Annotated in this window: 20 protein-coding genes; 13 read left to right on the plus strand and 7 right to left on the minus strand. The window is 57.1% G+C overall.

Translation table 11 applies throughout. The features are described 5' to 3' along the window. From QP888_RS11185 to QP888_RS09815, 4 genes are all read right to left on the minus strand, one after another. The coding region (locus QP888_RS11185; protein WP_350338244.1) for a transposase at positions 1 to 125 on the minus strand (125 nt) is incomplete at its 3' end. Between the two features lie 263 nt (positions 126 to 388). Then, positions 389 to 577, minus strand: coding sequence for a hypothetical protein (locus QP888_RS09805; protein ID WP_049148097.1), 189 nt, complete (start codon positions 575 to 577; stop codon positions 389 to 391). A 173-nt stretch (positions 578 to 750) separates the two neighbouring features. Then, the gene (locus QP888_RS09810) at positions 751 to 996 is read right to left on the minus strand and encodes a hypothetical protein (protein WP_018120350.1); all 246 of its coding nucleotides are present in this window, start codon (positions 994 to 996) and stop codon (positions 751 to 753) included. A 162-nt stretch (positions 997 to 1,158) separates the two neighbouring features. Continuing rightward, on the minus strand, positions 1,159 to 1,482 hold the full coding sequence (locus QP888_RS09815) for a ribbon-helix-helix protein, CopG family (protein WP_039733815.1): 324 nt from the start codon (positions 1,480 to 1,482) through the stop codon (positions 1,159 to 1,161). On the opposite strand from QP888_RS09815, the gene QP888_RS09820 reads away from it, so the two are divergent. From QP888_RS09820 to QP888_RS09835, 4 genes are all read left to right on the plus strand, one after another. Further along, positions 1,481 to 1,954: a hypothetical protein gene (locus tag QP888_RS09820; protein WP_126851379.1), complete on the plus strand. Its 474-nt coding sequence runs from the start codon at positions 1,481 to 1,483 to the stop codon at positions 1,952 to 1,954. The two genes, QP888_RS09815 and QP888_RS09820, sit on opposite strands and share 2 nt — an antisense overlap. Positions 1,955 to 2,261: 307 nt before the next feature. Beyond that, on the plus strand, positions 2,262 to 2,516 hold the full coding sequence (locus QP888_RS09825) for a hypothetical protein (protein WP_126844666.1): 255 nt from the start codon (positions 2,262 to 2,264) through the stop codon (positions 2,514 to 2,516). A 279-nt stretch (positions 2,517 to 2,795) separates the two neighbouring features. Further along, on the plus strand, positions 2,796 to 4,625 hold the full coding sequence (locus tag QP888_RS09830; protein WP_284813393.1) for an AMP-dependent synthetase/ligase: 1,830 nt from the start codon (positions 2,796 to 2,798) through the stop codon (positions 4,623 to 4,625). A gap of 291 nt (positions 4,626 to 4,916) precedes the next feature. Further along, positions 4,917 to 5,600, plus strand: coding sequence for a hypothetical protein (locus QP888_RS09835; RefSeq protein WP_284813394.1), 684 nt, complete (start codon positions 4,917 to 4,919; stop codon positions 5,598 to 5,600). 24 nt (positions 5,601 to 5,624) lie between these two features. Here QP888_RS09835 and QP888_RS09840 read toward each other — a convergent pair whose 3' ends face one another. Both QP888_RS09840 and QP888_RS09845 read right to left on the minus strand, forming a co-directional pair. Next, the gene (locus QP888_RS09840) at positions 5,625 to 6,665 is read right to left on the minus strand and encodes a CNNM domain-containing protein (protein ID WP_284813395.1); all 1,041 of its coding nucleotides are present in this window, start codon (positions 6,663 to 6,665) and stop codon (positions 5,625 to 5,627) included. 3 nt (positions 6,666 to 6,668) lie between these two features. Further along, a complete protein-coding gene (locus tag QP888_RS09845) occupies positions 6,669 to 8,120 on the minus strand; it encodes a hemolysin family protein (RefSeq protein ID WP_284813397.1) in 1,452 nt (483 codons plus the stop codon). A gap of 191 nt (positions 8,121 to 8,311) precedes the next feature. Here QP888_RS09845 and hemW point away from each other — a divergent pair, with 191 nt between their 5' ends. The 4 genes from hemW to QP888_RS09865 all read left to right on the plus strand — a co-directional run bounded on the left by hemW (position 8,312) and on the right by QP888_RS09865 (position 12,587). After that, positions 8,312 to 9,523 carry a radical SAM family heme chaperone HemW gene (hemW, locus tag QP888_RS09850; RefSeq protein WP_284813398.1) on the plus strand — a complete coding sequence of 404 codons (1,212 nt, stop codon included), beginning with the start codon at positions 8,312 to 8,314 and terminating at the stop codon, positions 9,521 to 9,523. After that, complete coding sequence (gene hrcA / locus QP888_RS09855; RefSeq protein ID WP_284813400.1) at positions 9,523 to 10,554, plus strand: heat-inducible transcriptional repressor HrcA; 1,032 nt, start codon at positions 9,523 to 9,525, stop codon at positions 10,552 to 10,554. The genes hemW and hrcA overlap by 1 nt, the downstream gene beginning before the upstream one ends. Positions 10,555 to 10,670: 116 nt before the next feature. After that, positions 10,671 to 11,816 (plus strand): molecular chaperone DnaJ, encoded by a 1,146-nt coding sequence (gene dnaJ, locus QP888_RS09860; protein WP_018120361.1) that lies wholly within the window; start codon positions 10,671 to 10,673, stop codon positions 11,814 to 11,816. A gap of 30 nt (positions 11,817 to 11,846) precedes the next feature. Beyond that, entirely contained in the window at positions 11,847 to 12,587 is a 741-nt protein-coding gene (locus QP888_RS09865) for a 16S rRNA (uracil(1498)-N(3))-methyltransferase (RefSeq protein ID WP_284813401.1), read from the plus strand. A gap of 89 nt (positions 12,588 to 12,676) precedes the next feature. On the opposite strand, the gene QP888_RS09870 is transcribed toward QP888_RS09865, so the two are convergent. Further along, positions 12,677 to 14,293 carry a cytochrome c biogenesis protein CcdA gene (locus QP888_RS09870; protein WP_284813402.1) on the minus strand — a complete coding sequence of 539 codons (1,617 nt, stop codon included), beginning with the start codon at positions 14,291 to 14,293 and terminating at the stop codon, positions 12,677 to 12,679. Positions 14,294 to 14,532: 239 nt separating this feature from the next. On the opposite strand from QP888_RS09870, the gene QP888_RS09875 reads away from it, so the two are divergent. The 5 genes from QP888_RS09875 (at position 14,533) to ybeY (ending at position 17,938) form a co-directional block, all read left to right on the plus strand. Then, positions 14,533 to 14,850 (plus strand): hypothetical protein, encoded by a 318-nt coding sequence (locus tag QP888_RS09875; RefSeq protein WP_284813403.1) that lies wholly within the window; start codon positions 14,533 to 14,535, stop codon positions 14,848 to 14,850. 11 nt (positions 14,851 to 14,861) lie between these two features. Beyond that, a complete protein-coding gene (locus QP888_RS09880) occupies positions 14,862 to 15,443 on the plus strand; it encodes a sigma-70 family RNA polymerase sigma factor (protein WP_284813405.1) in 582 nt (193 codons plus the stop codon). Next, complete coding sequence (locus tag QP888_RS09885) at positions 15,436 to 16,215, plus strand: anti-sigma factor (RefSeq protein WP_284813407.1); 780 nt, start codon at positions 15,436 to 15,438, stop codon at positions 16,213 to 16,215. Before QP888_RS09880 ends, QP888_RS09885 begins: the two co-directional genes overlap by 8 nt. A gap of 55 nt (positions 16,216 to 16,270) precedes the next feature. Further along, complete coding sequence (locus tag QP888_RS09890; RefSeq protein ID WP_284813408.1) at positions 16,271 to 17,230, plus strand: PhoH family protein; 960 nt, start codon at positions 16,271 to 16,273, stop codon at positions 17,228 to 17,230. Positions 17,231 to 17,299: 69 nt separating this feature from the next. Further along, the gene (gene ybeY, locus QP888_RS09895; RefSeq protein WP_284813409.1) at positions 17,300 to 17,938 is read left to right on the plus strand and encodes an rRNA maturation RNase YbeY; all 639 of its coding nucleotides are present in this window, start codon (positions 17,300 to 17,302) and stop codon (positions 17,936 to 17,938) included. Positions 17,939 to 17,947: the final 9 nt, after the last annotated feature.

Here is a 17,947-nt window from a genome sequence, read left to right on the forward strand (position 1 = left end):
CCTGGTCCGACGCCAATCTCCTTAGCTACATGAGCAATTGGGCGTTCTGACTCGATTACTAGGTTCGCGGCTTCACGTCGATACTCAGGTGTGTATTTCTGGCGTTGTTGACTCACAATGAACATCCTCTCTTACGGACACAAGATCCGCATTAATCGGGTGTCCACTAAACGAGGGTAACCTCAAACCCCCTTGGTCAGTGTGGAGTGGCCAAGCCACCCAGCAATCGTTGAAGTGGGGTATAGGTCTTTTGACCGCCAGTATGAAGTGCCCCGAGTTTTGTTCCGCTCAAAGCTCACGATGTGTTGGATAAAGAAGTCGACAAAGCATTTGGAGCGCCCCGCAAACTCACGAACGAGCGTCAGCGGCAGGGGTTGCTGTTCGCCAATTACGTGAGATCTCTTAACGGATAGGGCGCGGTTGTGGCAGCGCGTTCGTTCATGATTGTGGTGAAATCTTTAATCGCTGCGATCAGTTCTTGATGCTGCGGTGTCGCAGGAACCTTTCGTCCCGCACGTAAGTCGTGGGTCATTGTTCGCACCAGTTTTGCCGCGTCTGCGGCTTGTTCATCGGGCATGCGAAGTGCCAACTGCTCCCGTGCTTGCGCAACCTCGTCGCGGTGGCGTTGCTCGCGTCGTTCACGGCTGGCTGCGGCTCGGCAAGCGTCAGAACAGAACCTTGCGCGTCGACCTCTGGGGTCGGAGCGCGGAGGAATGGGCTTTCCGCAGTGCTCGCATGGTCCTTGTGCGCTCACAGTCCGAGCAGCTTTCGCGCGGCGGTTTCGTCGCGCTCGGTCTCCTCAGCTTGAGTCGTTAGGGTGTCGGCGATTGCTCGCTGTTCTGCTGCGTCCAGCGCGTCGAAGTCGTTGGCAAGCGCGGTGAGGATTGCGGCGAGTGCGCGCTCGCTGCCTCCCAGTGTTGCATCGTTTGCGTCCCATTCGAGTGCGCGAGACAGGCGAGGGTGGTCGGAAAACATTGCACGAATCGTTTGTTTCATGTGCCCAATTATAGCGAACGTTCGATTTAATTGTTGGAGTATTTCACATCAAACTGAACACGGTTCCGCGTCGACAGGACGCACCCCAAGTAGCCACGCTATGAGCAATCCCAGAACGACCGGCAGGGTTCGGCTACCTCACAGAGGTGCTGACGCGAACGCCTACGGCGTTCTTGTCCCCGAAGAATCACTACCGGGCTTCTCCTCGTGGTAGCGGTCGGCATTGATCGCGTCTTCCATCAGGCCGAGCGTGATTTCCTCGAAGGCGTCTTTGATCGCGAGCGATTCAAAGTCTTTCGAGACTTGCTCCCAGTGCATGCGCTCCAGGGTCGGAATCATTGCCCATAGCGCCATACGTAGATATGTCCCGCGACTGCGCCCAGTGCGCTCGGCGAGCGCGTCGAGTCGCTCAACAAGTTCATGCTCTAAGCGCACAGTGACAACCGGACCGCGCCCGATCACACCGTGCTGCTTTCTCGTTGCCATGATCATCGCCTCCTTCTTTTTCACTCCAACGTTGCTTCCTTCCTCTACATGTAAACATTGTTTACATGTAGAGGATTGGGTAAAAGCGAAGACCCCTTTTTCGGAGCGCTCGCCCGTATTGGGGGGTGATGTGGCCGGGGAACGCATCAACGGGCCAAGGAGTCTTCTGACGTTTCAAGGGATGCTAGCCTCCCCCAAATCGCTGCCGCATAGTCTAGCCAGTCTGGCGACGCTCGCGGTGAAAATCGCCCAATTTTCCCTTTCCCTTCCCCTCCCCAAGGCGAGCGCAGCTAGCGCTTGCTTTGTTTTTGAAGCCTGGGGGCTTTATTTGTTGTCAAAGTTTCTTGTGCAGTTGTCTCATCAATATTTTGCTCAACTGTGTGAAAAAACTCTTGCATTTCTTCAACTTCTTATTCTGAATAGCCGCCTACTCCGTCGACCGAAAGCGGGGGAAGATCACTGGCAAGGGTGACGGTCGCTGGGGCTTGGCTAGCTGGGACTGAAGGATCCGCATAAGCGATGTTTGTCGTTGTTGCAGACCCTATAAGCGCTACGAGCGCCGCGAACGTTGTGAAAAGATGCTGTTTTAACATGTGATCCCTCATGCCTTTTTGTTATCTGTATCTCAGTTTATTCAAGTATGCCAGATGAAACATATTTGGTGTGGAAACTTACAGATTTATGCCAGCTTTTTTGGTGAAGCCGTAATGCTGGCGAGGGTCTAATTTGAGGCATCGCGCCCTTCCACCCTGTGGGGTCCTGTGTCTAGAATGAACGCAATGGACGATGCACTGATAACCAGCACATCGATAGCTGGGGGAACGCTAACGGGAGTAACGCAGATGCTGGTATCGCTATCGCCGTGGTTGCAGATGCCGATTGTCGTGGTGGTCGCAGGAATTGTGGCGGCGGTATTGGCGACGGTAATCGTGCGCGGCTTGAACTTTGTGCTAACTGCCTGGTTGTCATTGCGGGACAACGCACGTGACAAGCCGGAAGCGAAGGCACAGGATAGCCAGTCGACAACTCAATGACGGAATGAGCGGTAAAAAGGCTAGGCTAGTGGCATGGCGAAGCAGAAGAAGTACCCGCGTTCCCGTGTGCGTTTTGCACTTATTACCTTGCTGGTACTGATTGTCCTGGTGTATTTGTTCAGTCGTATTTAAGTCGCTGTTAGTTCACCGCTCCAGCGTGAACGCCCGGTATGCGGGCGTCGTCCCGCACTAGCACGTCCGACTTCGAAGCAACGCGGGGTGGGGGAGTACAGTTGCCCTGAGAGTAAGTGGAACGGCGCGTAACCACCTAGGAGAACTGTGCGAGAAGCCTTCAGCCCCGCGAAATACACCATTGAACCAGGCCAGACATTATTGACCCTGACCATCGATGCGGTGAAAGCCCAGCCGAAGGCGGAGATGTTCAGCCGCCCGAAAAACCACACCTGGGTCCCGGTGTCCCGGCAGGAGTTTCTGGACGAGGTCTATGCGGTGGCCAAGGGGCTGCTCGACGCTGGTGTGCAGCATGGTGATCGCGTGGCGCTGATGGCCAATACCCGCTACGAGTGGATGCTTCTCAATTACGCTATTTGGGCCGCCGGTGCCGTTGTCGTTCCGGTTTATCCGTCGTCGTCCCTGTCGCAGGTCCAGTGGATCATCGAGAACTCCGGCGCCGTGCTCGGCATTGGTGAAACCCAAGAACACAGTGAGATCCTGCGCATGTTGCAGCTTGCCGACGACGGCGAGCCGCGTGTGAAAGACTCCACGTCGCAGATGCGTGCATTCTATGAAATTAACGACGGCGCGGTAGCAGCGCTGCAAGCGGCAGGAAAAAATATTGATGACGACGCCGTCGACAAGCGCATTGCTGCGACCACGTCGGATGATTTGGCTTCACTGGTCTACACCTCGGGCACCACGGGGCGGCCGAAAGGTTGTATGCTCACGCACCGCAATTGGACTGCCCAGGTCCTCGGGTTGCTCAGCAACCCAATCGGGGGCATTGCGCATGCTGGTAACCACGTGTTGACCTTTTTGCCGCTGGCGCACGTGTTGGCATTTTCAGTCTCTGCTGCGGCCATCATCAGCGGACCGACACAGAATTTTTGGGCGGATTTCGCGACCTTGCCAACGGAATTCCAGCGCTCCAAACCAAACTTGATTCTGGGTGTCCCGCGCGTTTTTGAAAAAGTCCGCAATGGTGCGCGTGCGAAAGCACATGATTCCGGAACTATTCAGGGGAAGTTATTCGATCGGGCCGAGGCGACCGCGATCGCTTATTCCCGTGCCTTAGATACAGAAAATGGCCCGTCGTTGGCGCTGCGCGGCGCACATAAAATCATGGATAAACTGGTGCTATCCAAAATCCGAGCGGGGATGGGTGGAGAAGTCGACTACTGCATTTCCGGCGGTTCTGCGATGAGCCCGGAAGTGATGCATTTCTTCCGCGGAATCGGTGTGCCCATTTATGAAGGCTATGGCTTAACAGAAACTGCCGCTGCCGCGACCGTTGATTTCGAAAACCAGAAGATTGGCACCGTAGGCCCGCCGTTGGGTGGAACCCGTGTGCGCATTGCCCCGGATGGTGAGCTGCAGCTAGCCGGGGATTTGGTATTCGATGGGTACTGGCGCAATGCGGAAGCTACTGACGAAGCATTCGATGGTCAGTGGTATTGCACGGGAGATCTGGGCGAGATTCTGCCTTCCGGTCACGTGAAAATTGTCGGGCGGAAAAAGGATCTGATCGTCACCGCGGGCGGCAAAAATGTCGCCCCGGGTGGGCTGGAAGACGGCCTGTGCGCGCACCCTTTGATCTCCCAGGCGCTCGTGGTTGGTGACGGCAAACCATTCGTTGCTGTTTTGGTGACGTTGGATGAGCAAGCACTGAGCCGCTGGAAGTCGCAGCACAATATTCCTGCCTCCCGCAGCGTTAACGAATTAGCGCACGATGCAACGCTGCGCGCAGAAATCCAGGACGCCATCAACGCGGTGAATTCCACAGTTTCGCACGCGGAAGCGATCAAGAAGTTCTATATCCTCGATAAAGACTTCACGGAGGAATCCGGCGAACTCACCCCGACGATGAAGGTGAAGCGCAACGTGGTTGTCCAGCGCTATTCGGAGGTATTGGAGAAGCTGTACTCGCGCTAGAATCCACAGCCTATGGGGTAACATGTCTGACGCTTCGAGCCTGCCACCAGCAGTATTAGAAGCACATCTCCAGGAACCGTCGGCAAGCTTATAAACTGCTGAGTTTTTTCCGGCGAGTCGAACCATTTTTGGGCCGCCGCTGCAATAGGCTACAGCGCAGAGAAACTCTCAACTAGTACTTCAGGTTGCGAGCCTCGCGGGCTGCCCTGTGCGGCGTTGCGGGTCGAGCAGTGAGTGCGGTTGGGGATTAGGGTATTCGGTCGCGACGGTCTAGAAGGAGGCAGCCCCCTAATGCGCAAAATCGCTGCTGAGCTGCGCCATCGTGAGCTCACCCAAGAGGTGTACAACATTGGCGACGAGGTGGCCGAATACATCGAGCACGTGATTGAAGCGATTGAAGACTACGACGCGGAACTCGTCGAGGATTGCCTGGCGGAGTTAGCAGAGATCGTGGAAGACGCACGCCGGGATTCCCGGGACGTCGTCGGTGAGCTGATCGGTCTGCGCCAGGCACTGGTTTCCGGGGTGGCTTCGGGCAGCATTTCTGCGGCCGCCGACGGCACCAAGCGGATATCCGAGCCCGAAGCCGTGACAGTAGAGTCGCTGCAGGCATTTTTCCCGTTGTCCGGCCCGCCGGTTGTGGTCAACGAGCTCGTGCACACTCTGCATGAGCGCACGACACACACCGTGGACTTCCTGCGCGAGTTGGTGGAATACGTACTCGAACAGACTGAAGCCGTCGCCCGCGATTTGGATGCAGTCTCTTTACCACACCTATACAACAAAGTTGGGCGGATGGCTGCGACGGCGGCGCATGCGTGGGACACCACTGCGGTTTCTGCGCACCCTGCTTTTGCCCGCAGCATGCGTGGGCGCAAGCCACCGGAATTTTTGGAAGAGCGCGCCCGCGTCGACCGGATCGTCGCCAAGGTTGCTGCAAAGCGCGCCCGTTTGCGCGCTGCGAGCGTGGGCTAGCGGCAGCGGGTAGGACTAGGAATTCTAAGCTTCCCGCTCCAGCTGTTTTGTGATCTCCGGCCACAGCTGGCCCATGATGTCGTCCCAGTTCAGAATCCACAGCGATTCGCTGTTGCCTCCGCGACCAACGACGACGATTTGCTCGCCGAGTGCGCGCATGTGCTCGATGGCGTGCTGCACTTTCGTGGAACCAGCCAGCGACAGGGCTGGGCGGGCGACATCGGCGGCTGGACTATCTGGGTCCTGTAGCAAAGTATCTCGTACGTGCACTACCCGCGGCACCGCCGATTCTGCATCGGAGATCACCACACGCAGACGGTTCATCGACCGGCTCGCCTCTTGCACATCACGCACCGTGGCATCATGCGGCAGGGGAGTGATCTCCACGCCATGCGCCCGGGCTAAAGCAGAGACCGTGGAATTCTCCAACTCAATTACACCACTGATCTGCTGTGCGGACTTCTGATCCATCGCACCCGTATGCCCAGAATGCTGTACCAGTGTGCGCAAGGTATCGGTGTCATAACCCTGCGCACCGGCACGATCGACCGGCTGCACGCCAGTAGCCGCAACCAACTTATTGGCAATAACGTTGATCCACTTTAACAACGGGCGGAAGATCCAGATGAACCCGCGGGCTGGTAATGCAATGATCCGCACGGCAAGCTCTGGATGCGCAATCGCCCACGACTTCGGCGCCATTTCACCAATCACCAGGTGCACGAACGTCACCAGCAGCAATGCCACCACAAACGCGATCGTGTCGGCTAAACCACCAGAAACCCCGACGGCGGCAAACACGGGCATCAGCACATGATGGATCCACGGTTTGGTGATCGCACCCAGCGCAAATGTCGCCGCGGTAATACCCAGCTGTGCGCCGGCCAACATGATGGTCAACTCATTCAAGCTCCGCAATGCCGCGCGCGAGGCCGCAGAAGACTCCGCGGTTTCTTCCAGGCGGTGCCGACGGGCACCCATCAAAGAAAACTCGATGATGACGAAAAACCCGGACAATACGACGATCGCCAGGCTCAACGGGCCAGCGATATACCATTCCTGCATTCCCTAGCCCCTTTCTGCTTGTCGACGATTGCGGGTCGCAGAATCAGGATCAGAGTTTTGCCCGTCAGTGTCTGCGCTGCGGTTTTCTTCACCCTCGAACTCCTCAACCAATTCCAGAGACAAACTCGATGGCACGTGCCGCTCTACCTCGTCCACCGTGATAATCAACTGGCGGTTCGGTGCGGCATCCGCATCAACCCAGTCCTCCGGTTCTGCATCCAATTCGATGGTGTGGGTTTCACCTTCTTCCACCAGTGAGCCCACCTGGGCAATCAACAATCCAGCGACGGTCTCGTAGTCGCCTTCTGGCAGGTCGTGCCCGATGGCACGCTCAACCTCATCCAACGGGGTATCGCCATCGACGGTCCAGTGATCCTCGGCGGTTTCGGTGATCTCTTCGGATTCTTCCAGGTTGACGTCATGCTCGTCGGTGACGTCGCCAAGAATCTCTTCGGCTAGATCTTCCAGGGTGACGATGCCGACGAAGCCGCCGTATTCATCGATCACGCACGCCAATTTCTCATCGTTTTCTTGCAGTTCGACGACGACGTCGGGAAGTGGCATCAGCTCTGGAACCACCAACGATTCGCGCATGAGCTCGGTAGCCAACGTGCTATCAGGCTTGTCGGTCAGCAAAATATCCGTCAGGTGCACCACGCCGATTGGGGTGTGTTCGTCGTCGATGATGGGGTAGCGGGTGTGCGCAATGGCCATGAGTTTGCGCAGCTCACCGAGGGTGGTATCGGGATCGATGACGTCGACGCGCGAGCGGGGGATCATGGCGTGTTCGACGTCGTGGTCGGGGAAGTCCAACAGGCGGTCGAGCACCATGAAGGTCTCATCGTCAATGTCGCCGGTTTCGTGGGAGCTTTCCACGATGGACTCGAATTCTTTGGTGGTCGCAGAATTATCAATATCGGCAACTGGCTCGATGCGTAAGACGCGCAGGAAAGCGTTGGAGGAAAAATCGAAAAATTTGATCAGCGGGCCGAAAATTCGTAGGTACCAGGCTGTAGACCGCGACAAAAACAGCGCGGATTTCATCGGCGCGGCGATGGTGTAGTTCTTCGGGAATAGTTCACCGAAAATCATCTGCACGATCGTCGATACCGCCAGCGCAGCGACGGTGCCGATCGCGATGGCCGCGGTCACAGAAAGCCCGGTTGCACTTAGCAACGTGCCTAGTGACTCGCCCACCAGCGGCTCTGCGACGTAACCCACCAGCAAGCCGGTGACAGTAATGCCCAGTTGCGCGCCGGAGAGCATGAAGGAGGTGCGATGCGTGATTGCTAAAGCGCGTTTGCTGGCTTCGTCGCCCCGAGCGGCATTGGTGTGCAATTGTGCACGATCGACGGACATGAAAGAAAATTCCTGGGCCACGAAATAGCCGTTGGCCACGATGATCAGAAAAATCACCGCGAGCCCGAGAATGAGGAACAAAACCGCACTTAACATGGTTGCACCGCCTCGGTGCTCATGGATTGTTCGTGCGGTTCGTCGATACTTCGACTCGGAGGTTCCACCATCATCCTTTCTGCCCTGCGGCAATCTCACTGCAAACTTATTTCACGCTTAATATGAGCGCGCAATAAATACGACCAGCGTACACCTTGGTTGGCAACGCGAACAACTATTAGGCTGGTGCTATGCAATCGCAGATGCCCAGCCAGTTGTCCAGCCGCCTCACCAGTCAGTCTGGTGAACCGTTTGGCTTGTATATCCATGTGCCGTTTTGTGCTACACGCTGCGGTTATTGTGATTTCAATACCTACACCCCGCGCGAAGCTGGTGGCGCGAATCCGCAGGGCTATCTGGATGCGTTGGACGTGGAGCTTGACATGGCGGCCCAGCGCGTTGGCCGTAAAGCGGATACGGTATTTATTGGCGGCGGCACCCCATCGTTGCTGGGGGCAGATGGGCTGAGCCGAATCTTGTCGACGGTGCGCAATACCTTTGGTCTTGCCGACGATGCGGAGATCACCACCGAATCCAACCCGGAATCGACCTCCCCGGAATTTTTCACGGGCCTACGGGAGGCTGGTTATAACCGTATCTCTTTGGGGATGCAGTCTGCTTCGCATGATGTCTTGCAAGTGCTGGAGCGTGCACACACCCCAGGTCGGGCGTTTGCTGCTGCTCGGGAGGCACGCCAGGCAGGCTTCGAGCACATCAACTTGGACATGATTTATGCGACGCCTACGGAAACTGATGATGATGTTGCCCGCACCCTGGACCTGGTGATTGCAGCCGAGGTAGACCACGTTTCGGCATATTCACTGATCGTGGAAGACGGCACTGCGATGGCGCGCAAGGTGCGCCGCGGCGAGATCCCGGCCCCACAAGAAGACGTGATGGCTACCCGCTACGAGATGATTGCGCGGCGCCTGGCCGAGGCCGGTATGGGGTGGTACGAGGTCTCCAATTGGGCGCGGTCCGGCGGCGAATGCCAGCACAATTTGATCTATTGGCGCGATGGCGACTGGTGGGGTGCGGGCCCGGGTGCGCACTCGCATTTGGGCATGCAGCGGTTTTCCAATGTGAAGCATCCGAACCGCTATTCCGCTGTGCTTGCCGACGGCGAGTTGCCGATTAACGAGGTGGAAGATTTAACCCCGGCGGATCGTCACACGGAGCTGTTGATGTTGGGGCTGCGGTTGCGCGAAGGCATTGACTACGCCGCTGTGGGCGCCGGTGCCGCGGGCGTCGTGCAGAATTTTGTGGACCGGGGCCTATTACACTTTCCACAGCCAGACCGGTTGGCGTTGACGGATGCAGGCAGGTTGCTTGCCGACGGCATCATCACCGATATTTTGGTCGCCGAAGATGACACTACAGCTGATGCGAAAGCGAGGGCCTGATGGCTGGTGCGACTGAAGAACGCCGGGTGGAAGTTCTGCGCGCGATCGTCACGGATTACATCGCATCCCAGGAACCCGTGGGGTCGAAGGCATTGGTGGAGCGTCATCAATTGGGAGTGTCCTCGGCAACGATCCGGAACGACATGGCGGTGTTGGAATCGGAGGGCTTCATTGCTCAGCAGCACGCGTCGTCGGGAAGAGTGCCCACCGAGAAGGGGTACCGGCGGTTTGTTGATGGTTTGGGCGAGGTCAAACCGATGTCGGAGGCGGAGAAACGCGCTATTCGCACTTTCCTGGAAGACGGTGTCGATTTGGAAGATGTGCTGCGACGCTCGGTGCGGTTGTTGGCACAGCTGACCCGGCAGGCTGCGGTGGTGCAGTTGCCGACGTTGAACGTTTCGCACGTCAAGCATGTAGAAGTTGTGGATCTGACGCCAATGCGTTTGCTGCTGGTGTTGATCACGGATACTGGCCGGGTTGACCAGCGCAACGTGGAGTTGGATGCCCCGATCGGGGAGTCGGAAGTTCATGAACTGCGGCAATTGTTAAACCGCGCGCTCGCGCGGGTGCCGATAGGGCAGGCGGCAAATCGGGTGGCTGATTTGTTGGAGCATTCACCGGCGGATTTGCGCCATCACATGATCCGCGTGGCCACAGTGCTGATAGAAACTTTGGTGGACCAGCCCAACGATCGTTTGCTGATGGCAGGGGCGTCGAATCTGACCCGGGCAGGGCGTGATTTTCCACAGGGTCTGCCACAGATTATTGACGCGCTGGAAGAACAAGTGGTGATGTTTAAGCTGTTAGCGAACGTGCCGGACCTCGGCAATGTCGACGTGCTGATTGGCCAGGAGAATGAGGACGAAGAATTGCAGCAGGCGTCGATCGTTACCGCTGGTTATGGCAATGAATTCGCTACACTCGGTGGGCTTGGTGTGGTGGGACCGACCTTTATGGATTATTCGGGAACAATTTCTTCGGTGCGTGCTGTTGCACGGTATGTCAGCCAGATTCTGGCAGGCACGAATTAGCCTGTAGGCTGGTAGATCGATTAATGCACGAAGATGCATGCGCCGTTGCAGTTGCAGATGCAGCGAGAAAACGAGAAACCCTATAAACCAACTGACTCGAAGGAATCGATACAACAGTGGCTCGTGACTATTACGGAATTTTGGGAGTATCCAAAGACGCCAGCGAGGCGGAGATCAAAAAGGCGTACCGCAAACTCGCCCGTAAATATCACCCGGATGTGAACCCGTCCGATGAGGCCGCCTCGAAGTTTTCCGAAGCGACCGACGCTCACGACGTTTTGATGGATCCGAAGAAGCGCAAAATTGTCGACATGGGTGGCGATCCCATGGAGCAAGGCGGCGGAGCCGGGGGTGGTGGCGGCTTCGGCGGCGCCGGTGGCTTTGGCGATATCTTTGAAGCCTTCTTTGGCGGTGGCGCCGGGGGTGGGTCCCGTGGCCCGCGTTCGCGTGTGCAGCCGGGTAACGACGCGCTGCTGCGTACCTCGATCACGCTGAACCAGGCTTATACCGGCATGAAAAAACAAGTCACCGTGGATACCGCGGTGTTGTGTGACCGGTGCACAGGTTCCGGCTCGGCTGATGGTGAGAAGCCAGTGACCTGCGAGGTATGTAATGGCGCTGGGGAGATCCAGGAGATGCAACGCAGCTTCTTGGGGAATGTGATGACCACTCGTGCCTGCCACAATTGCCAGGGCTTTGGCGAAGTTATCAAGGATCCGTGCAATCACTGCGGTGGTGATGGCCGTGTGAAGAAGCGCCGTGATCTGACCATCAACGTCCCGAAAGGCATCGACGATGGCATGCGCATTCGCATGGCAGGCCAGGGCGAAGTTGGTCACGGCGGTGGGCCAGCTGGCGACCTGTATGTGGAAGTCCGGGTGAAAAAGCACGATATCTTCACCCGCGATGCCGATACGCTGCACCTGTCCATCACCGTGCCGATGGTTGATGCTGCGTTGGGCACCACCTGCAACGTGGAAGGTCTGGACGGCGAAGAGATCGAATTTGAGATCGCAGCCGGAACTCAGCCGGGCGGCCAGATTGTGAAGGAAGGCAAAGGCATGCCGCGCGTGCGCACCGACGGGCAAGGCAAGATGATTGCGCACGTCGACGTCGCCGTGCCGACGGACCTGGACAAAAAGACCCGCCAGTTGCTGGAAGAAGTCCGCGACAAGCGCGAGGAATCGTCGCGTGTGAATTCTGAGGCCGACGGCCATTCGGACGGATTGTTCAGCCGGCTGCGCGGACGCTTCGGGTTTTAAGTTCGATTTCTAGCGCACAAGGTTTTTGCCATGTCACTCCCGGTATTTTTTGCCTCCGCGCCCTTGCCTCAGGTCGGTGAGGCCACGGAGCTCACTGGGCCGGAGGCCCGCCACGCCGTCACGGTCAAGCGTATCGGGCCCGGAGAGCTTATCCAGCTGATTGATGGCGCGGGCGGCTGGGTTGAAATTGAGGTCACCGAAACAGTCGGCAAAGATCGCTTGACTGGCGTGGTGCTGACCGCTGGTGAAAGCGAGCGCCCGGACCCCTACGTCATCGTCGTACAAGCATTACCGAAGGCCGAGCGCAGTGAGCTAGCCGTGGACTTGGCGACGCAAGCCGGGGCCGACGAGATCATCCCGTGGCAAGCCGCCCGCTGTATTGCGAAATGGCAGGGCACTAAACGCAGCAAAGGCGTGCAGAAATGGCAATCCGCGGCGGCTGCGGCGGCGAAACAATCGCGCCGGGTGACAGTGCCGGAAGTCTGGGAGCCGGTGAGCACCACGCAGCTCACGCAGCTGATCGACGGGCACACCGCCGTCGTTTTGCACGAGGAAGCCAGCAAGCCGCTAGCACAGCTGGCCCCAGAATTTTCCGGGACGGTGTTTCTTATCGTCGGGCCAGAAGGTGGCATCGGCGATGAAGAAGTAGCGCTACTGCGCAGTGCCGGTGCGCAGCCAGTGGCTCTGGGGCCGCAGGTGTTGCGCACGGCTTCTGCGGCGATGGTGGCGTTGTCCGTCATCGGTGCAGCCACCAGTCGCTGGGGTGGGTAACCCATACGCTTATGAATTCTTATGAAGTTTATGAATTTATGCGCTGAAGTGGGGAAACGGTGGCGGACAAGTGTTCGCATACCGTCGAACTATCCAAAAGTAAACGAATACAAGCTCAAACCGGGTGAGACCTCGACCTCCAGGATCCCCGCTTGTGCTTGGTCGGATTCCAGAAGATTGACGGTTCCGTCGTCGGTAACAGTGAATTCTTTCCCGTTGGCCTTGATGGTGCCGCTGCCAGACACCACTGCCTGCACCAAAGCTGCGCGGTAATTCAGTCGGATCTTGGCGTTGTCACCTGCCGTGATGTTTTCCCGGTCGATGGTCCAGTCACCTTCCAAGGTGTATTGACCGATCTCTGGCTCTGGTCCAGACAAGGTGCCGGACTTATACGCGGGGTTGGCGTAGTAACGGGCACGCTGGCTGCCCAAATAGGTCTCTGGGTTGCGGTGCTGGGTGGTTTCGTCGTCCGAATCTTCCAGTGGGGCAGGAAGCTCAACTGACGGATCACGCTTCTGTAGTAATTCGCGCACGAGCTGCTCAGTACGGGCATAGGCGCCCTCGCCTTCGTGGATTTCCCGTACGGTGCCCTCAGCGTCGACAAGATAATGCGCTGGCCAATATTGATTGTTGAAGGCTTTCCACGTCGCGAAAGAATTGTCTTGCGCAACTGGGTAGTTGATGTTTTGCTCGGAAACCGCCTGGCGCACATTCGCGGTTTCCCGCTCGAAGGCATATTCCGGAGAGTGCACACCGATGACGGTGAAACCGTAGTCGCGGTAGTGATCATAAAGTTTGGTGATGTGCGTATTCGCGCGCTGGCAGTTGATGCAGGCATAAGCCCAGAAGTCGATCAGCGTAACATCACCAGAGGTACGCGGGTCGACGGGGGCGTCCGTGTTCATCCAGTTTTCCAGGCCCACCAGCTCTGGGACGGTGCCGCAATTGCTAAGCTCACCGTTGCCGCGGCAATCTTCTAGTGAGTCTGAACCCTCATTTTGTTGTGCCAGTTGCACGGTGACGGCTTTTTCGGCATCACCTGTCCAGTTTGGCAGTTTTTGCTGGATCCACGCAGGAGCACCCAATGCCAGGGCACCGGCCATGGTGATGACGATGACGCCAGCGGTCGCGCGGAAGATGCGTTGACGCGACTGGAAGAAATCTACGCGCTTGCCCACTTGCTGGCCGCCCAGAGCGAAAGCCAACAGCGGGATGGCTACGCCAATCGCGAACGAGACGCAGAGAACGGCGATGCGGGCATCGATTTCGCCCGTAGCCCCCGCCACGGTGATCGCCGCTAATACTGGACCTGCGCAGGGCACAAAGACCACACCCATGGCTAGGCCGACGGCAAACCCGCCCTTATCGCGGGCGCGGGCCTGCAACTTATGTGCCCGCGGCAGGAACTGGAATGGCCACTCCAGTAGTTCCTGCAGCTTCGGGAAGATCATTCCCAGGCCGACCAGAACCAATAGTGCAATGCCGAGCTTCCACAAAATATCTGCGGGCAGTCCCAGCGCATTGAGCAACGTGGTGGCAAACAGCGTGACGATGGTAAAGCTGGTGACCAAACCGCCGATAACCAGCCATGGGCGGGCTTTGGAGCCTTGGGATACTGCCAGCACTAGCGGCAGGATCGGCAAAATACACGGCGATATACCCGTGATCAGGCCACCGATAAAACCGATGGCGATGGTGCTGAGCATGATGTGCAGCCTTTCTGAATGTCGCGCGCGTGATGGCGAATGCTCGTCGCACGCGGGCTCGTATTTTCTCGGTCATTGATTTATCCGGAGCGAAGCGTCGTAGTGGATTGGTCTTTGGCGGTGTGGAGCCTGTGACAAAAAGTTTTTATTTTTTCCAATCCGGTCTGCGGGGTGGTTCCGCAGTAGTAGTTGAAGGCAGGAAAAACTGCTGAAAACTACTAGCTGTTGAGGAGAACCCAATGTCTGCACATACTTCGATGAAGAAATTTTTGCTCACTGCCGCTGCTATTGCGATGAGTACGGTGGGCCTGGCTGCGTGCAGTAATGATTCTGCTGCAACTCCGACGAAGTCCTCAGAAACGAGCACCGAGAAAAGCTCAGAGGAGAGCACAGAGAAAAGCTCGGACAAGATGAGTTCCGAAAAGGCGACTTCGGAAAGCACGAGCAGCGACAAGATGGAACACGACAAAATGGAGCACGATGACAAAATGGGCGGCGAAGGCGACAAGATGGGCCACGATGACAAGATGGAGCATGATGACAAGATGAGCCAGTAGTATGTAACGCTGTGTCTAGTTGCAGCCCGGAAGAACATGCTCGCCTCGACGCGCTTGTCGCGGGCGTGGCCGACGGGGACCAGCGCGCTTTTTCACAGCTTTATGATGCGCTTTCCCCGCTGGCCTATGGCGTGATCATCCAGATCCTAGGTGATAATTCGCTCGCGGAAGAAGTGTTGCAGGAAGTTTTCGTGGAAGTCTGGAATAAAGCAGATAGCTTTGACCCAGGCCGTGGTCGCGCCCGCACGTGGGTGGGTAGGATCGCGCATTCCCGCGGAATTGATAAATTGCGTGCGCATAATGCCAGTGTGCGCCGCGACGATGCCGATTTTGTTCTTGGGGAACGCATTCGCGACATTGATGTGGAAACTGAGGCTCTTACTAATGTGGAGGGAAAACGACTGCGGGCAGCCGTCGACAAGATTGGCGAGCCACACCGCACGGCCGTTCTGCTGACGTTTTTCGATGGGCTAAGTCACGCGGAACTGGCAGAATCCACCAATGTTCCATTAGGTACCGCAAAAACTCGGGTGCGTGATGGGGTACGCAAACTAGCAGCTGTCTGGGGAAGGGGTGAAGCCCACCATGAGTGATCGCGATAAAAACGACATCACTAGTAATAAAGCCTCTCAGGCTAACTCGGAACAATTCGACGACGAGGTTTTCGATTCCTTTCTTGATGCTGTTCCGGAGCACACCCCGCCGCAGCATGTGAAAGAGCAGCTGCTCGCACGCCTTGGCCACTCCGATACTGGTGCAGCTTCCGTCGATGGCACGCAGCGTGAATCGGCGGTAGAAGCAGATAATGTGGTTCCGCTACGTGCGAAAGCGTCATCCGTGACGGCTCGGTCAGCGTCTTCTCAGAAGAGAGCGCCGCGAAAAACCTGGGCGCTGGCCGGTGGCCTCGCGGCTGCTGCATTACTGGTCGCAGTCACGGTGCTTAGCCCCGTACTCGATAATGCTATCGATGATGCTGGTGAAGGCACGATCGTTGCAGAAGATGCTGATTCCACCGCGGACGGACCTGAACAGATGCATGAGATCATGTCGGCGACTGATCTGGTCAGCGGCGCGACCACCGCGGAAGGCGCACGCCTGAAAATTGTTTCGTCGACGGAAATGGACAAAGCCGGTGCGATGGTGGATGGGCAACCGGATCTTGCCGACGGCATGGGCGCGCAAGTGTGGTCCGTCGACAAGAATGGTGTGGTGCGTTCGGCCGGAGTTATCGGCCAAGATCCGCACGAGGACGTGTGGATGCCTTTCGACGCTGCCGCCCATAAGGTCATGGTCACTGAAGAGCCCGCAGCTGGCAGCACGAGCCCAAGCGGTCGGATGCTCGCTGAGGTTGTGTTGAAAGCCTAAAACTAGAAGCGTGCACACTTCGTGGAAAGTTAGTTGCAGTTGGTAGGCTAGCGACGTGCACATTCAAACCCGCAAGATCGACCTGGACCCCGCTTATGCACGCACAGTGTTAGGCACTACTGATGAAAACCTGCGCGTGCTGGATAACCAGCTGGACGCGGATATTTTTGCCCGTGGCACGATGGTGAAAATCACCGGCCCGGATTATGAGGTTGCGCGTGCAGTGAAAGCGTTTGACGAATTAGAATCCATGGCACGGCGCGGCCACACCGTCAGCCCTGATGGTGTAAAGCACGTGTTGTCGCTGTTGAGCGAAGATTCACCGGTCTCTGTTGCCAAGGCACTGGGCGGAAGTATTGTCTCGCGCCGCGGGAAGAAGATTCGCGCGAAAACCGTTGGCCAGGCTGAATACGTGGATGCGATTGATGAAAACACCATCGTTTTCGGCTTGGGTCCAGCCGGTACCGGAAAGACTTATCTGGCGGTGGCCAAGGCTGTGCAGGCGCTGCAAAATAAGCAGGTCCAGCGCATTATCCTGACTCGCCCGGCAGTGGAAGCCGGCGAGAAACTGGGCTTTTTGCCGGGCACGTTGAATGACAAGATTGATCCTTATTTGCGTCCGCTGCATGATGCGTTGCGGGACATGCTGGACCCAGAGGCTATTCCGCGTCTCATGGAAGCCGGGATCATTGAGGTGGCCCCGCTGGCCTATATGCGTGGTCGAACGTTGAACGACGCGTTTGTGATCTTGGATGAGGCGCAAAATACCACTCCCGCGCAGATGAAGATGTTTTTGACACGTTTGGGTTTTGGCACCACTTTCGTGGTTACCGGTGATGAATCCCAGGTTGATCTGCCGCGCGGGCAGAATTCTGGGCTGAAGACCGTGCGTCGCATTCTCGGCGGGGTGGAAGGGATTCACTTCGCGGAAATGGGCGCTGGCGATGTTGTGCGCCATGCGTTGGTGGGGCGCATCGTCGATGCTTATGACTATCACGAGCAGTCGGAAAGCTAACTCTTGATATTGTGCTTCCACGAATCAACGAAGCAGGAACCGTACTAGGAAACCACACAGGATCGGCAGATGAGTATCGAATTTTTCAATGAGTCTGGCTTTGACGGCATCAACGAAGAAATGTTGTTGGATGTCGCGGGATTCGCACTGGCAGCTATGGACGTGAGCCCAGATGTGGAAGCCACGATCACGTGTGTTGATGAAGACACCATTGCTGAGCTGCACGTGCATTGGATGAATTTGCCCGGCCCGACGGATGTGATGAGTTTCCCGATTGATGAGCTCACCCCGGGATTTCATACTCCGCGCCCGGATGGTGAGTCTGCTGGCCCGGCGATGCTCGGCGATATTGTGTTGTGCCCAGAGTTTGCGCAGAAGCAAGCAGATGCTGGAGGACACAGCTTGGCACACGAGCTTGCACTGTTGACAACGCACTCGTGTTTGCATTTATTGGGGTATGATCATGACACCCCGGCCGAGGAAAAGGAGATGTTCGCGCTGCAAAATGAGATTCTCGCGGACTGGTACGACGATGTTGCCCGCCGCGGGAAGAAGTTCCCGCCAAAGCCCACTGGTCCCCAGGCCTTCCCCTCGGCGGCTGATCGTGCTCATTTGGATGAACAGTTGGCGGGGACAGCGCTTGCCGACGGCCACATCCCGGCGATCGCGCAACCACAGGACAAATCTGGCGATAACGAAGAAAACTAATTCAGAATT

Source organism: Corynebacterium sp. MSK297 (assembly GCF_030232885.1).
Taxonomy (GTDB): Bacteria; Actinomycetota; Actinomycetes; order Mycobacteriales; family Mycobacteriaceae; genus Corynebacterium.

Coding starts and splice junctions, on each gene's coding strand:
- QP888_RS09805 (WP_049148097.1), bottom strand. CDS start 577: ATGCCCGATGAACAAGCCGCAGACGCGGCAAAACTGGTGCGAACAATG.
- QP888_RS09810 (WP_018120350.1), bottom strand. CDS start 996: ATGAAACAAACGATTCGTGCAATGTTTTCCGACCACCCTCGCCTGTCT.
- QP888_RS09820 (WP_126851379.1), top strand. CDS start 1,481: ATGATCATCGCCTCCTTCTTTTTCACTCCAACGTTGCTTCCTTCCTCT.
- QP888_RS09815 (WP_039733815.1), bottom strand. CDS start 1,482: ATGGCAACGAGAAAGCAGCACGGTGTGATCGGGCGCGGTCCGGTTGTC.
- QP888_RS09825 (WP_126844666.1), top strand. CDS start 2,262: ATGGACGATGCACTGATAACCAGCACATCGATAGCTGGGGGAACGCTA.
- QP888_RS09835 (WP_284813394.1), top strand. CDS start 4,917: ATGCGCAAAATCGCTGCTGAGCTGCGCCATCGTGAGCTCACCCAAGAG.
- QP888_RS09840 (WP_284813395.1), bottom strand. CDS start 6,665: ATGCAGGAATGGTATATCGCTGGCCCGTTGAGCCTGGCGATCGTCGTA.
- QP888_RS09845 (WP_284813397.1), bottom strand. CDS start 8,120: ATGTTAAGTGCGGTTTTGTTCCTCATTCTCGGGCTCGCGGTGATTTTT.
- hemW (WP_284813398.1), top strand. CDS start 8,312: ATGCAATCGCAGATGCCCAGCCAGTTGTCCAGCCGCCTCACCAGTCAG.
- hrcA (WP_284813400.1), top strand. CDS start 9,523: ATGGCTGGTGCGACTGAAGAACGCCGGGTGGAAGTTCTGCGCGCGATC.
- QP888_RS09865 (WP_284813401.1), top strand. CDS start 11,847: ATGTCACTCCCGGTATTTTTTGCCTCCGCGCCCTTGCCTCAGGTCGGT.
- QP888_RS09870 (WP_284813402.1), bottom strand. CDS start 14,293: ATGCTCAGCACCATCGCCATCGGTTTTATCGGTGGCCTGATCACGGGT.
- QP888_RS09875 (WP_284813403.1), top strand. CDS start 14,533: ATGTCTGCACATACTTCGATGAAGAAATTTTTGCTCACTGCCGCTGCT.
- QP888_RS09885 (WP_284813407.1), top strand. CDS start 15,436: ATGAGTGATCGCGATAAAAACGACATCACTAGTAATAAAGCCTCTCAG.
- ybeY (WP_284813409.1), top strand. CDS start 17,300: ATGAGTATCGAATTTTTCAATGAGTCTGGCTTTGACGGCATCAACGAA.